13 protein-coding genes are annotated in these 15487 nt (G+C 54.5%); 12 read left to right on the plus strand and 1 reads right to left on the minus strand.

Annotated features, from left to right (window positions below; translation table 11 throughout):
• The first annotated feature begins 535 nt into the window (after positions 1–535).
• The 10 genes from Q0J60_RS03980 (at position 536) to Q0J60_RS04025 (ending at position 13194) form a co-directional block, all read left to right on the plus strand.
• A complete protein-coding gene (locus Q0J60_RS03980) occupies positions 536–1771 on the plus strand; it encodes a hypothetical protein (protein WP_294438951.1) in 1236 nt (411 codons plus the stop codon).
• Positions 1772–1867: 96 nt separating this feature from the next.
• Complete coding sequence (locus Q0J60_RS03985; protein ID WP_294438952.1) at positions 1868–2155, plus strand: hypothetical protein; 288 nt, start codon at positions 1868–1870, stop codon at positions 2153–2155.
• 518 nt (positions 2156–2673) lie between these two features.
• A complete protein-coding gene (locus Q0J60_RS03990) occupies positions 2674–3537 on the plus strand; it encodes a hypothetical protein (RefSeq protein ID WP_294438953.1) in 864 nt (287 codons plus the stop codon).
• Between the two features lie 65 nt (positions 3538–3602).
• The gene (locus Q0J60_RS03995) at positions 3603–6560 is read left to right on the plus strand and encodes a DEAD/DEAH box helicase (RefSeq protein ID WP_294438954.1); all 2958 of its coding nucleotides are present in this window, start codon (positions 3603–3605) and stop codon (positions 6558–6560) included.
• Between the two features lie 996 nt (positions 6561–7556).
• Complete coding sequence (locus Q0J60_RS04000; protein WP_294438955.1) at positions 7557–8483, plus strand: Abi family protein; 927 nt, start codon at positions 7557–7559, stop codon at positions 8481–8483.
• Positions 8484–8490: 7 nt separating this feature from the next.
• Positions 8491–8820 carry a hypothetical protein gene (locus Q0J60_RS04005; protein WP_294438956.1) on the plus strand — a complete coding sequence of 110 codons (330 nt, stop codon included), beginning with the start codon at positions 8491–8493 and terminating at the stop codon, positions 8818–8820.
• Between the two features lie 312 nt (positions 8821–9132).
• Positions 9133–9369: a hypothetical protein gene (locus Q0J60_RS04010; protein WP_367178779.1), complete on the plus strand. Its 237-nt coding sequence runs from the start codon at positions 9133–9135 to the stop codon at positions 9367–9369.
• Positions 9370–9589: 220 nt separating this feature from the next.
• Positions 9590–10528 (plus strand): plasmid pRiA4b ORF-3 family protein, encoded by a 939-nt coding sequence (locus tag Q0J60_RS04015; protein ID WP_294438957.1) that lies wholly within the window; start codon positions 9590–9592, stop codon positions 10526–10528.
• A gap of 85 nt (positions 10529–10613) precedes the next feature.
• Positions 10614–11642, plus strand: coding sequence for a dTDP-glucose 4,6-dehydratase (rfbB, locus tag Q0J60_RS04020; protein ID WP_294438958.1), 1029 nt, complete (start codon positions 10614–10616; stop codon positions 11640–11642).
• Positions 11643–11775: 133 nt separating this feature from the next.
• Complete coding sequence (locus tag Q0J60_RS04025; protein ID WP_294438959.1) at positions 11776–13194, plus strand: sodium:alanine symporter family protein; 1419 nt, start codon at positions 11776–11778, stop codon at positions 13192–13194.
• A gap of 26 nt (positions 13195–13220) precedes the next feature.
• On the opposite strand, the gene Q0J60_RS04030 is transcribed toward Q0J60_RS04025, so the two are convergent.
• The gene (locus Q0J60_RS04030; protein WP_294438960.1) at positions 13221–13406 is read right to left on the minus strand and encodes a hypothetical protein; all 186 of its coding nucleotides are present in this window, start codon (positions 13404–13406) and stop codon (positions 13221–13223) included.
• Here Q0J60_RS04030 and Q0J60_RS04035 point away from each other — a divergent pair, their 5' ends adjacent.
• Together Q0J60_RS04035 and nrdD are read left to right on the plus strand one after the other, a co-directional pair.
• Entirely contained in the window at positions 13407–14222 is an 816-nt protein-coding gene (locus Q0J60_RS04035; RefSeq protein ID WP_294438962.1) for an anaerobic ribonucleoside-triphosphate reductase activating protein, read from the plus strand.
• Positions 14223–14748: 526 nt separating this feature from the next.
• On the plus strand, positions 14749–15487 hold a 739-nt coding region (gene nrdD, locus Q0J60_RS04040; RefSeq protein ID WP_294438963.1), incomplete at its 3' end, for an anaerobic ribonucleoside-triphosphate reductase.

Consider the following 15487-nt stretch of genomic DNA (forward strand, 5'->3'; position numbering starts at 1 on the left):
CCTCCAGCATGTTTCTTGTCTCGACAACTCGAATCATACCGGGGCGGGCCGTGCCCTCCTTCCTATTTGGACGCTATTCCGCTGTCAAAGTGCGCAACAAATTGTACGTTACCGATGCGCGCCGTTCAGACTTTGGGGCCCTTGCGAGCGTGAAGCTGAATCGACGACGAGGCGCTGGGGCGTTTCTCGAGCGGACGGTCGCGGGTGGGCCGCCTTCGCCCGAAACCGCTTGAGGCGTTGAGCCGATACGTGTTTTGGCTGGTAGGCAGAGGAGCAGGATGACGTCCTGTGTGAGGCGAGTTCTCGGGGTGCGGCCTACGCGGCGGCCGAGATCGAGTGGAGATGCGGCACGAGTGGGGCATGACGCGGTAGCGCAACAGCCGCCTGTGCAGGAAGTACGGGCTCAAGGGAAGACGGGAGCGTACTATAACGCTAACGAGTGTTCCAGCCCGTAGATTCTGCGTAGCGCGGAAACGCTTACCCACGATAAAAATGGCTCATTAAGTCTTTCTTGACGATTTGAAGGGGTTTGGAAGTGTCGATTGAATTGCTCGCCACCGTGATTGTCCCATGCCTTGCTGCCGTACTTTCTCTGGCTGGATCTCTCTTTTCTGAGATTAGCCAGCGTGGACGCATAAAAAGTGATATCGAGATATACCGGAGCCTCACCTCAAAATCAGACGGTGAGCGTTTGATGCCCGACTCTCTCAATATGCTCTCTGAGCACATCGAGAGGGAACTGAGCATGCTTACTGGAGGTAAGGCACGCTGGACATGTCTACCCAGGTCGCTTCTTTTCCTCGTCTTAGGAGGAATATTATTTTTTGCCCTCGCCCGTCTCGCTTCAATTCTCGATCTGACCGACTTCCTCGCCCCTCTCTATTTGTATTTTTATTTCCTTCTGCTGATTCTTGGGGCCTGGTGTCTGATGTTGGGGCTGAAAAACTTGTATCGTTACGTAGAACTTAAGTCGCATCTGCTCCTTATTCTCGACGAGGCGCAGACATCATTAAAGGCACTCACGAAGCTGGAGCGGGATTTATCTAAATCTGTCGAAACCCAGGGTAAGCTTTCTGATTTCTTCAGGGGTGTCGCTATCAGCTTGGAAGCTCCTCAGGCAAACCTTGTTGAAGAAACTCCGGATGTTCCATCGGAGACATTGCTTGATGATATTGAGAATCTGAAAAAGCTACGGCGAACGCTTCAGGAGCAAGATGAGCAAGTAAGCCATAGTATCTCAAGAAAAAACAATCTAATTGCATCAGCAGACAACACTTTGCGAAACGCCAGTTTCGTGGAAGATCGCACGTTATTCTCCCTATCTCTTAAGAAGATGCGGATAAAACTTGATGAAAGACGCTCAGGACTTGAGGCACTGGAAAATCGACTCCTTGAGGCAAAGGATAGCATTGCCTGGTGTCGAGGGGCGGTCGATGAGTCAATACGGTTGTACGAAAGTCTGTCTGGGAATGAAGCCCTGAATAAGCGCGTCGTGCTCAAGGACTCAAGTGGATCTCTCTCCTTTGATACCTCTGAGGAACTTTATAGGAGAGAGCATTTGGAGAACTTCTTTTCTGACTTGGCGGAAGGCCGTTTCGAAGTAATCAGAGCGGATGGTCCTCGTGATACTCTTGTCGTTGCGCAACAAAACGCCGATGAAATATACAAGGGGCATCGCACGCTTAAAATACTTGGCTTTCTTACCGCGAAAAATGGGCATTTCCCCAGCTATCTCAGAATAGCTCATGCCCCTGTGCGACATGTGCCTTAGCTACAGAAGCAATAATGTGGGTACCGCTCTTCTTTCGTGATGCGCCGGGAGAATCCACCGTGAGAGGTTCTATCGAATTTCACGGGGGGTATTCGCGTGGCGAGGCGACCGAAGCTGACGCAGGAGATAGCGGACGAGGCGATCCGCCTCAAGACGGACGGCCTCGAAAGGTCGCGGAGCTCTATGCCGGGGGGCGATGCCGCGTTGCTCGTGGATGCTTGCGGCGTGAGCGAACCGTATTTCGATGCGCTTTCCGAGGCGGGGATAGGGACTGCGCATATCGACGATGGATTCTGCTACTGGACCGGCTGCCATGCGTGGATGCGCCCGTCTTTCGATGTCGTGATTGATTGCCGGTTTGGTGCCGACGAGCGGGCTTTCTAATGTGACGTTTTCGAAGGATTTCGCACGAGAAGGAACGCGGTTAACACACCCAGTCTTTCGACGCTGTGATTATGTTTTAAACGATTCTGTTTTCATTTATGCTGTCTACTATTGTTTATGGTTGAAATGATGGACATATGACAAGTGCGTTTGACGAGAATTCCGATGGCTCTTTCAATTATCCCGATAAGCCATCGCCCTGTAATCCACTGCGTCCTATTCGGGTGTTCGTTGGCTCTGCATGTGGAGGCAAGGCCGCTTTGATTCTATGTGAAAAGAGCTTGTTAGCCAGTTGGGGTCAATCTAATATTCCAAGCGTATACATGGAAGCGAAGAGGAGCAACGACTGGGACGGCGGAGAATCGATATTATTCAGAGCTAAAAGATAGCGACGATGTTTGTTGGGCTATCCGAAAAAAATCATTACGGGTTCGCGACCCACGAAGGAGTCTAGTCCGATTACTCTGGAATATGATTCTGCTGTTTACGATTTGCTGCCTTAGTGATTGGAGGAGCATTTGACGATAGCCGACCTACCCGCAATCAATAAAGACAACATCCGGAATCTCCCTCGACCGAGCTATATTAAATGGCTTTTGCGCGAGAAAGAGCATGTTCTCGGCATCCAAACCGACTGCTATTTTCTAGACTGGGAGATTGACGAAGCCGAACTCGAAGCTTGGGCTCTACATGTGAGAAGGCATTATATCCGCGATGACGAACTGCTCGAAGACTGTTCGTTGCATGAAATGAATGTGAAGGACTATCTCTCAGATTTCTGCATTCCCATGCGCTATGAACGAGACAAGCGTGGGCCGGCGGTTCGGGCCGGAGATTTCGCTGAAATCATCATCAGTGATTTGCTGCAATTCATCGAGGGGTTTAGCGTTCCCCGGTATAAACAAATCGATAGAATTAACCCGAATGCATCTGATCAGGGTTCGGATGTAATCGCATACAAGATAGAGGATCCCGATAATCCGAAAAGGGACGACCTTCTGCTCATTATCGAGGTGAAGGCAAAGCTGACAGACCCAGTGGAACTAGATAAAGTAATAAAAAATGCTGCCATGCATTCACGAAAAGATGCGCCTGACGGGGATTTCAGAGCCCCGTTTTCTCTAAGGGCTTTCGAGAGGCGAAGCAGAAGAGTAGGGGATGATTGCACTGCTTCGGAATGTAGAAGGCTCCTGAACCTAACCGAACATCCTCTTACCATCAGAAGGGGTTCCGCGGCCGTGGTCTCGTTGGGAGATGTTACCGCCCTTGAGAGCTGTCCCCCCGAGTCTTTGGGGCTTTCGGAAGATGAGAGATTGATTGTGATCCACGGGAATAAACTGATGGAATTAGTGCATAGCGTTTACGACAGGTGCGTGAAATGATATTCGGAAAGAGATCGGAAAGAGGATTGCAATACGCCCGAACCAGAGCAAAAATCGATGAGTTCATGGTGGACTCTGGCGAAATGCCGGAATTCGCATTCGACTCCGACAGCCTTTGCTTCGAAAGCGTTCTGGCAATTTCCGACGCTTTGGATTTTCTTTCGGAAAAAGGCGAGATGGATGATGGTTCCAAAAGGGATCTGTCCTATACGGCCTCTTTCCTCAATGCCGCCGCAAATGAGAATAGGCACGCTCGAAAAGCCGACAGCTACTGGACTTTGGCCTGCACGGCATACTTCCTTCTCGGAAACTACGGAAGCTCAAAATTTACTCTGAATAAAATAAGCTCAAAGGATGTGTTGGGGCGGAACGCATGTCTCTTTTTGGACATGGTGGGCTACCTGTTCAACTGCGCAAAAGACGAATCGTTTCCGCTTCCTCTTTTCGTCTCCTATATGGAAGGATGCTTTGAAGACAAGCAGAAAGTAACTGAAGAGGTGAATCGGAATCTGATCGAGGACAACGCAGCAAATAGCTTTTTTGCCGACGTCGTCAGAACTTGCGCAGCCCTCTCCATGGAGTATGCTGCGGCAACTCTCCTTCCTCGTTATTCGGGGATATCTCTAGATTCCTGGGAGCCGACCCTGAAATCGAACAAGTTCGGAAAGCTCTTATGGCAAGCGCAACAGAGGGTCGGGGAAAAGGGCGCTTTTGCAGGCGAGAATCTCTTTATTCAACTTCCAACGGGGTCAGGGAAAACCAAGAGTATCGAGCTGATCGTTCGATCGAGGATTCTCGCGGGGAATTGCGGCACTTCAATTGTCGTTGCCCCGCTAAGAGCTCTTTGCTCTGAAATCTCTAAAGACTTGGAGGATAGCTTGGGTGATGTGGCGCGCGTTCATCATGCAAGCGATATCTTTGAACTGGATGATTGGCTTAATCTGGGTGATTCTAAACCGGAGGTGCTTATCTTCACCCCGGAAAAGCTGTCATTTGTGCTCCATCATTCTGAATTGAGGGTGACGGACATTGATTTATTCGTATTCGATGAATCCCATCTGATTGACAATGCGTCGCGAGGGCCCTCGTACGAACTGCTGTTGGCGGAAATAATAACGGCGAGAGAAAATGCTCAGCTCGTCTTGATTTCTGCGGTGACATCGAATCCAGACAAGTTATCCGAATGGGCGTTCTCCGACTCCTTAAGATGCACTAGAGGAGATGGGATCGAGTCCACAGAAAAGACGATAGGGTTTCTCTCCCGTAATACGGGCAGAATAGACTTCTTTCAATACGGAGGTTCTGCAAATCTGGATTATTTCCTCCCTTATCATATCTCGGCTCGCACTCTCCCTTCGCCATTGCAAAACGGAGCGGCAACGCAATTCCCCGATTTGAAGGCATCCACCAAGAGACGGAGATCGGGCGATTTAGCTTTGTTCTACTCAATGCAGTTAGCCCACGGGGGACCGGCCGCTATCTTCATACCCCAAAGCAGCAACGTTTGGGCTTTCCACGAACGTATAGCGGAATTGATTTCCTTCGGTCTTGATTTCTCCCGAATCACCTCGCTTAGCGACCTCGGTGAGCTGGAGAGAATTGCACGGTTGTTCGCATTGCACTACGGGGAGCATTGCGTCTTCTCAAAAAGCGCATCGTCGGGAATACTCCCGCATTTCCGCACTTTACAAGGCGCGCTCAAGCAGGCTATTGAGCACGCTATGAGAGCCGGGGCCGTGAGATGCGTCTCGTGCACTTCCACACTGGCGCAGGGTGTCAACCTTCCTATTCGATATCTGCTGGTTACGGACAGATCAAACGGCTTCGAAAACGCCACAGTAAGGGATTTTCAGAATCTTATTGGGAGGACCGCACGCGCCGGAAAATACAGCGAAGGAAGCATCATTGTTTGCGATGTCGGTTTGGAGGACCAGCGCACAAGAAGAGATTACCGAAGGTTGTTTGAGGCCTCTGCAGTAGAAAAATGCGAGAGTGCAATACTCGGTTTGTTCGATGACGTCACCATATGGAACGGGAAAGCGGAACGGAGGGTGAAAGGCTCGGATGTAGCCAACTTCATTTTGGAGCATTTCAACGACAGTGACCTCGAATCGGAACTCACCGACGCTCTGGCATCGGCCCTTGAATGCGCGCCGGAGAAAATTAGCAGGAATGTCTCTGAGAAAATTACCTCGCTTGAGGCGGTGGAAAATTACGTTGCCAGCATGGTGGATGCAAAAGGCGAGCAAATGTTGGACACTAAAATGATTTGCTCGAACACGTATGCCTATTATTGCATGGACGATGACAAGCAAGACCTCCTGATTAAGCTCTTTGAAGCAATTTACGACCACTTCGAAGAGCAGAATGGCGAGCAGCGGATTGCTATGGTGGCGAAAACCCAAGCGGGAATTCGTAAGTCGATCGCGTTGCAAAATTGGATAGAAACGGAAGAATGCTCCTCTTTCCTGAAAGGTGGCTGCATCGACCTGGCGCTGCTCGTCAATGCGTTTTTCGATATTGAGCATCCGAATCATCAAAAATGGCTGACCGCTCAAGGACTTGCCACCATCGCTCGCATGTGGATGGAGGGAGCGAGCATTGAGTCAATCCTCACGCAGGCAGAAAATGATTGCGTCTCGTCGAAGCGAAGCCGTCCGAGCTTGGAATCAATCAGCAAGGTTGCCGCAGAGACCATAAGCTATGATTTGTCCCACTTCGTCTCGCGGGTTAGCGACGCCGTCTCGATTGTTCTCGGAACCGAAGTGTACGAAGAAGATCTCCTTGCGCTCCAAAAACGCTTGAAATACGGAGTGAGTGGGATAGCGGAAGCCCAGCTTTGCGAAGAACTCTTTGATGACAGACTTGTTGTCAAAGAGGTCGCCGCTGTTTTGGGGCCATCTGCAACGAATAGAAGCACGACTTTGAAACTGAATGCCTTGATTAAACGAGCGCAGATCGAACATGTATTGGAACCCTATCCCAGCTTCTTGCTGAATCGTTTCCGAACTTGGCTAGCGTAGTCCCTGGCTTTTAGGTCTTTCGGATAAAGCAAAGCAAGAGCTATCCTGTGTACACAAGTCCACGGAATAGCTCTTGGCCGGTCGCGGGGCATGCCGACGGTATTCTTTTTGACGTCATCCGGAGCGCAACGTTTCGTCTCCGTCTTGCGATATCCGCGTGGAGTGACAATCCCGCATGGACACCTTTGTCGGAAACTGAGTTCCGTCTTTCCGAAACTCGACCGGACTCATGTAGTTCAGCTTCGTTAATCTAAATCAATCTTGTTTCCGTTGACGCAGCGAGTTCCATTTGGGCATGATGCCGCAAACAAGGGAACGGAGGCAGACATGGAACATCCGTTACCGAAGTACACGCCCGAGTTCAAACGGATGGTGGTGGAATTCTACTGAAGGCGCGGCGGCTACTGCCTGCCCAAGGACACCAAGCAGCTGCTGGCGAACTACAGCGACGGGCCGCGGAACCTCATCGAGGCCATCGTGGACTCCAACCGCACGCGCAAGGAGCAACGCGTCCGACGAGGTGCTCAGGCGCGTGAACGAGCTCGCATGCTCCGGCGTGAAGGCGCCGGTGGCCGGGGTGCACCGCCTCACCATGAAGACCAGCTCGGACAACTTTCGCGCGAGCTCGGTGCAGGGCACACGCGCCGCGTGAAGGTCAAGGGCGTGCTCGTGGCGGCCTACGAGTCCGCGCTGGACGCGCCGGACTTCAACGGCCGGCGAGGTCACGCACGACCTCGGGGCGTTCAAGGGCGAGCGCGACGTGACCATCACCAACCGCTGGAGCGAGGAACTCGCCGACGTGGCGGAGAAGGTGCATACGAGAGATCGACTGCTTCGTAATGGGGCATGGACTCTGTGCATTGTGTCCGATAGGGATTGACGGAAGAATGCCATGGCTGTAAAGTTGCCTATGTGATGAGATTGCGCGACGGTACGTCCGGCGTAGTCCGCAAAGCCGCCGTAAGGCGGTTTTTGCGTCTCTAGGGGGTGCTCGAGATGGATAAGCCTTTTAAAACGGTCGATGAGCAAATTGCCATACTTGAATCCAGGGGCATGCAAACGGATGCAGATACTGTCCATATGTTGAGGCAAGAGGGCTACTATTCCATCGTAAACGGATACAAGGATTTGTTTCTGGATAGGCCAGCCATGATTGGTGGTAATGGCGACGTGTATAAGCCCGGTGCTACCTTCCAGGAAATGTTCAAGCTCTATTCGTTCGATAGGGATTTGCGTCTGACGATGTTCAGGTATTTCTCCATCGCCGAAGCGACTCTCAAAACCGCCTGTGCGTATCAGTTTTCTGCGGCTCACGCCAGCGAGATCGAACCGTATCTGAAAATAGCTAACTACCGTCAAGAGCGGCGGTATGCCGGTCGGATAGATGGGCTTATTTCTGATTTCAATACCGCGCTAGGGAGAAATCCCCACAAACGCCCGAAGAGAAAGGCTTACCTGGAGCACTACAGGCAACACCATGATGAGGTTCCTCTGTGGGTTCTATTGAGATACATGACTCTTGGGCAGGCTTTCAAATTCTATGAATTCCAGAACGAATCAATGCGCAACGCGATAGCAAAGCACTTCTCCATGCTTTATGCGGATACCCATGACGTGCCTGTGCGAATTAGCGAACGGCAGCTCAGGCTCGCGTACGACCATATAAAAGATTTCAGGAATATCTGCGCGCATGACGAACGCCTGTATTGCGCAAGGGTGTCTCCTTCGAAGGATGTGAGCATATCCGGCGTTATATCCGATTTGGGGCTTATTCTGCCAAAGGACGAGAATTTGCGTATGGTGAAGAGCGTTGGAACTCTTCTGCTCGATATCGCGAACGATTTGAAGACTGTTGGTCTGCGTGACGTACTTGATGCCATGGGTATGGAATCAATAGAGAAAACTCTCTCTATTAGAGAGTAGATTAAACTTGAGAAAAGCTTTGCCAAATGCGCAAGATTCCTGTGAAACCAATAAAATTCCTGTTGAATCCCATTTTCGTGAGGTCACGAAAATGGTTATTGCCGGAGTTGCGCGTCGCGAAGTTCGTGATTATAAACTCACGCGCTATGCATGCTATCTCATCGCCCAGAACGGCGACGTGCGCAAGGAGGAGATCGCACTTGCGCAGGCGTATTTCGCCGTGCAGACGCGGCGTCAGGAGGTTATCGAGCAGCGCGTGGTGATAGCAAGGTGTGGAGCGTCGTGTAAAATCCGATGGGAGGAAGCTCGCCAAGGGGGATTTGGGGTTTCATGCTGAGGCGGAGTCGTGATTGTAATCGCGATAGACGTGGGCGTTTGTCCCACTGGAGTTGTTCTTCCGACTGAGCGGATATGAGAAAACGCACTTAAGCCTGCCGGAGAGAATGGAAGGGTTACGACAGCGCCACTCGTTAAGGCCTCTGGCATATCTAGGCGATCCGCCATTCGGGCACTTAAGCATCTCGAAGAAATCGGTCTTCTCGAGTGGCGCGGCAGGAATCAAAGCGATCCGACCCAGTCCTATTCTCCGGCAACGAAGCAATAGCTGTGCCAAGCTGTGCCAAGCTGTGCCAAGCTGCAGTGAGGTGGCATGAAGGAGAATACGTTCGGGCCTGCCGGCTCATTCGAAGCGCTGCGCGTGTCCTGCTTCAACGAGCTCGACGCCTATGTGGCATCCCTAGGGCTCGACACCGCCGAGATCATCCGCGGCGTGTGTCCTGACCCGCGCATCGGCTCGCATTACAACGGATTCCAGCTTCGGCTACGACGGCTACTGCCTGCCCAAGTGCGCCTTGCGGCTGCTGGGGACTGCGGCGACATGCCGTAGAACCTTATTACTAAAAAGGGACGGCACCATCATGCCAACATTCCCGAGTTCATGCAGGGAGGCAGAGCTTTCTGAGGGAAAATGCCTTTTACAAAAACCGTCCGGATGGGATCAAGAAGCGCTGTCTAGGCGGGAAGAGGGAATGGCCCTCTGAACGAAAGCGTGGTGTGCATGCGTTACAATTCTATCGTCTTGCCAGTGCTTTCGGGAGGAGTTCGCCATGGACGAAAATCTTCGCAAAGGACTCATAAACGATCTTACTCTCATGTTGCTCTATCTTACGTCACAAAGCGAAAACGCATCGGGCGTAAGCGTTCGTCGTGCGGAAAAGACCTACGCTCAGGAGGCTATCGAATCCCTGAGTCGCGAAGGGCTTATCAGTACAAGCCGAGCGTCAGATTCGGTTTATCTAACCGATGCGGCATGCAAGCAAGCTGAGTTTCTATCGAACGCTTTTCTCGATTTCGAGGACGGCATGATTGAGAGTCTTTGTGCCGATCTGGAGGAGCGTAAAAAGCACAGCGGTGCCTTTAGATTGCGCGTTGAGCTTGACCTTGATGGCCTGCATCCCTGCTGGCGCGAGATTGTAGTGCCTGCTTGGTTTACATTCGCTGATCTTCATCAGGCGATTCAAGCGGTTTTTCTTTGGCAGGACGCCCATCTCTACGATTTCAAGCTGCGAACTCATGGTGAAGACCTCATGCTTGCGAATCCCGATGCCTTTGGCGTCGATGCGATGTTTGCGCCATCGGCGGGTAAGCACCGCGCGGTTGATGACATGTCGGTATACCTCGACGAGGTATTTCCCCGCACGCGCGTGGCTTACTATACCTATGACTACGGGTGCAATTGGGAGCACAAAATCAAGCTGGTGGAGACGCTGAAGGATTATAGCGGGGGAATGCCGGCATGCGCGGATGGCGAAGGCGATGCGCCCCCGGAGGATGTCGGTTTCGTGCCGGGCTTCGAGCATTTTCTTAAAGCGATTAGTAATGCGGATGATCCAAACCATGATGAGATGGCTGCCTGGGGATACGCACAATGCTATGAGCCGTTCAGCCTCGATGCAGTCAATCGTCGAATTGGCAGATGGGGCTCCGGCGAGTTTTTTGATGAGCTGGAGCGGCGTCAAGACGAATGGGACAAGCGATTCGAATGAGCCCGAGTGTCATCAAACGACAATCGGTAAACGATGCATAATCGATGATAGGCAATAAATAGGGAATCAGATTCTAGGAGCAAAAGTGCAGCACATCCTAGTCACCGGCGGATGCGGGTTTATGGGGTCCAACTTTGTGCGTTGGGTGGTGCGCGAGCATCCTGACGTGCGGGTGACGGTGCTCGATGTGCTCACGTACGCGGGTAATCCGGCCAATCTTGTGGGGCTTCCGGCGGATCGCGTGACGCTTGTGGTGGGCGATATCTGCGACGCGGGTTTGCTGGGTCGCCTTGTGCCCGAGTGCGACGCCGTGGTCAACTTTGCCGCCGAGACCCACGTGGACCGATCCATTGCCGACCCTGAGCCGTTCCTGCGCGCCAACGTGGAGGGCGTGATGCGTCTGCTGGAGGCGTGCCGCGCCCACGACGTGCGCTTCCACCACGTGTCCACCGACGAGGTGTACGGCGACCTCGCGCTTGACGACCCCTCTCGCTTGACGGAAGACTCGCCGTATCGCCCCAGCTCGCCGTACTCGTCCACCAAAGCGGCGGGCGACATGCTGGTGCGCGCGTGGGTGCACACCTATGGCGTGCGTGCCACCATCTCCAACTGCTCCAACAACTACGGCCCCTACCAACACGTGGAGAAGTTCATTCCGCGCCAGATCACCAACATCCTGTGCGGTGAGCGTCCCAAGCTTTACGGCGACGGACGCAATGTGCGCGACTGGATTCATGTAGACGACCACTCGAGCGCCGTGTGGGAGATTCTCACACGCGGGCGCATCGGCGAAACGTATCTGATTGGCGCGGACGGCGAGCGCTCGAACATCGACGTGCTGCATGCGATTCTTGAGGCCATGGGTCGCGACGCAGACGATTTCGACTGGGTGCGCGACCGCCCCGGCCATGATCGCCGCTACGCCATCGACCCCACCAAACTGCGTCGCGAACTGGGCTGGCGTCCGCAGCATACCGACTTTGCCGCCGGCCTGCGCGAGACGATTGCCTGGTACGAAAACCACCGCGACTGGTGGGAGCCTACCAAGTGCGCAACGGAGGAGAAGTACTGCCAGATGGTGCAGGAGCATACTGTTATGCCGCGTAAGAATTGAGGCGCACGCGCCGCTTTTTCTGCCGCCCACAGGCTGCTTAAACCATTAACAATCTCGTAAAATCCAGGTAAAGCATGCTTTGGTAAAATCGTTCGACTGATTCTATGTAGTTGGACAAGATAGAAGTAGCACCATGGATATTATCAACATGCTTAACCAGATCGACGCCTTCGTGTGGGGCCCGGTCATGATATGCCTGCTGTTGGGCTCGCATATCTTCCTCACCATCCGCCCGGGCTTCATCCAGCGCAAGCTGCCGCTGGCCATCAAGATGTCCGTCGTCAACGACGAGGGTTCCGAGGGCGACGTGAGCCAGTTCGGCGCGCTTGCCACCGCGCTGGCCAGCACCATCGGCACGGGCTCCATCGTGGGTGTGGCCACCGCCATCATCTCGGGCGGCCCGGGCGCCGTGTTCTGGATGTGGCTCACCGGCGTGTTCGGCATCGCCACCAAGTACGCCGAGGTGTACGCCTCGGTGCGCTACCGCGTCAAGGACAGCGGCGGGGAGATGCTCGGCGGCGCCATGTACGCCTGGGAACGCGCGTTCAAGCGCAAGGACGGCAGCACCCCGTGGTGGGCCAAGCTGGGCGCCGTGGCGTTCGCGCTGTTCGCGATCGTCGCCACCATCGGCACCGGTTCGGCCGTGCAGTCCGCCGCTATGACGGGCATCATCGAGTCCAGCATCCCCGGCATTCCCACGTGGGCAATCGCCCTGGTCATTTCCATCGCGGTGGCGCTGGTCATCTTCGGAGGCATCAAGGGCATCGCCAACGTGTGCGAGAAGCTGGTGCCGTTCATGGCCATCGCCTACACCGCCGGATGCCTTTTCATCCTGGTGTACAACTGGCAGTTCGTGGGTCAGGCCATCGCACTGATCTTCGAATGCGCGTTCACCGCAAAGGCCGCGTTTGGCGGCGCGGTGGGCAGCGGCATCATGGTGGCGCTGCAGTTCGGTTGCGCGCGCGGCCTGTTCTCCAACGAATCCGGTTTGGGTTCCGCCCCCATTGTGGCGGCGGCCGCTGCCACCAAGAACCCCGCTCGTCAGGCGCTTGTGGCCATGACCGGCACGTTCTGGTCCACCGTGGTCATCTGCGCTCTCACCGGTATCGTGCTAGTGGCTACCATGCTGGCGAATCCCGGCATCGTGCAGGGCGAAAGCCTGTCCGAGGGCGCGGCGCTGTCCAGCGCGGCGTTCGCCACCATCCCTGTGATCGGCACGCCGGTGCTGGTGCTGGGCATGATCTGCTTCGCGTATTCCACCGTCATCGGCTGGAGCTACTACGGCAACCGCTGCGCCACCTACCTGTTCGGTCGCAAGGCGCAGCGCCCCTATCAGGTGGTATACGTGATTGTGGGCTTCCTGGGCGCCATGGGCGTGGGCGACGTGGTGTGGACCATCTCCGACATCGGCAACGCGCTGATGGCGGTGCCCAACATCATCATGGTGCTCATGCTGTCGGGCCTGATTGCGCGCGAGACCAAGCACTACATCTACGAGGACAATCTGGACGAGGTGTTCGAGGAAGAGATTCCCATCGTGACGACGAAGTAGGGGTTATCTCTCGCGATTTTCGCAATCTATTTCAAGATTTCAACCAATCGCCGTCCGTCCGGGCGGCGATTTTGCATGCACGGCGAGCGATTGCTGGAGAGTTCGTCGCGCACGAGGCGTATGATGGCGGCGTCGGCGGTTCTCGGATGGAGGATGGACGTATGCGCATAGCGGGACTTCAAAAGCTTACGTTGCTGGATTTTCCTGAGCATATGGCCGCTACGCTGTTCTGTCCGGGGTGCGATTTCCGGTGTCCGTTTTGCCACAATGCCTCGCTCGTGGTGCCGGGGCGCGAGGGGTTCCCGGCCATGGATCTGGACGAGATCCGCGCGTTTTTGGAGAAGCGCCGCGGCGTTTTGGATGGCGTGTGCATCACGGGCGGCGAGCCGCTGTTGCAGCCTGATATCGCCGATTTTTGCGCCGAGCTCAAAGACATGGGATTCGCGGTCAAGCTTGATACGAACGGGAGTTTTCCTGCCACGCTTGAGCATTTGGTGGAGCGCGGGTTGGTGGACTACGTGGCGATGGACGTGAAGGCGGCGTTTGGCATGCCGAATGTATCGGCTGATGAGGTTGGCCCGCTTGATAAGCTTGTGGGAGAACACGGAAAACGGCTTTCCAGCAATCTTGGGGAGATGCGTGGGGCCAACCGCAATGGAGAATTCGGCGAGTCACTTGAGGCGAGCGCCGCCGAGCTTCGCTTTGCACGCGCGATAGGTGTTGCCCCTGAGCATGCGCCGTCCCTGATGGCGGCGGTGAGGGAGTCTGCGACATTTTTGATGCAGGGTTTGGTGCCGTACGAATTCCGCACGACCGTGGTGCGCGAACTGCATGATACGGCGCATCTTCGCGCCATCGCGTCCGACATCCGGGGGGCGCAAGCGTGGTATTTGCAGGGGTTTGTGGATTCCGACGGCGTGATCGGCGGGCAGGGGCGGTTTCATGCCTGTAGCGCCGATGAGATGCACGCCTTTGCCGATGATGTGCGCGCAATTGTGCCCGCCGTTCAGGTGCGTGGGGTGGATTAGGTTTATCGACGCCCGCGCGCCTCGGTAGCTTCTTACCGTGCGCCGCGGTGTTTTCCATGTTCTGCAAACGTGATGCTTGCGCTTGTCTTTCGGTGCGTTTTCGTGCCTTGCAAACGCGACACCTGCCGCTCGCCGAAAACCATAGGGCGGGTGTGGGGCAAAGCGCGCGGGCGACAATGCATAAGCTATGTCGCATTGCCGCAGGTGGGCATCGTGCGCGCGAGAGCGTCATGCATTATCGAGGGCTATCCGGCGAGCGGCGTGGCACGGGCGTTTGCCCAGATGCGCATTCATAGTGGTATTAGTTTTCCCCAGGTTTTCCACCTGAATACACAATATCTTGTGTCAACAAAGACTTAACAAAACAAAATATTGCATTCAACGTGCCAAGGCGATAGGATTGACATCGCACTCGTTACTTTTTGAAACCACGGGTGGTTACGCGAAAAGGCCAACTCTAAAGTGCTCATAGCTGGAAGTTGTCGCGCGGCTCGCGAGGGTCGCGGCTCGAAGGAAAGAGGCAGTCATGTACCAGGTCACCAAACGCGATGGCTCCATTGCCGCATTCGACATCAAGAAGATCGCCGCTGCCATCACCAAGGCCTTCGACGCCTGCGATAAGCAGTACCATCCCACGATCATCGACATGCTGGCACTCAACGTGACGGCACATTTCGAGCCCAAGGTCAAAGACGACCTGATCGGTGTGGAGGACATTCAGGACAGCGTAGAAGCCGTGCTCTCTGAGGCGGGTTACGCCGACGTCGCCAAGGCCTACATCCTCTACCGCAAGCAGCGCGAGAACGTGCGCAACGCCAAGGCCACGCTGCTCGACTACAAGAAGCTCGTGGACAGCTATGTGCGCGTGGAGGACTGGCGCGTGAAGGAGAACTCCACGGTCACGTACTCCGTGGGCGGGTTGATTCTGTCCAATTCTGGCGCCATTACCGCAAACTACTGGCTGTCCGAGGTGTACGACCCCGAGGTTGCCGCCGCGCACCGCAACGCCGATATTCACTTGCATGACCTGTCCATGCTTACCGGTTACTGCGCAGGCTGGTCGCTGCGCCAGCTTATCGAGGAAGGCTTGGGCGGCGTTCCCGGTAAGATTTCGTCCAAACCTGCCCGTCATTTGGCTACGCTGTGCAACCAGATGGTCAACTTTTTGGGCATCATGCAGAACGAATGGGCCGGCGCGCAGGCGTTTTCCTCCTTTGACACCTACCTCGCTCCCTTCGTGAAGGCGGACAACCTCACCTATCCGG

This window comes from uncultured Slackia sp. (genome assembly GCF_944321625.1).
Taxonomy (GTDB): domain Bacteria; phylum Actinomycetota; class Coriobacteriia; order Coriobacteriales; family Eggerthellaceae; genus Slackia.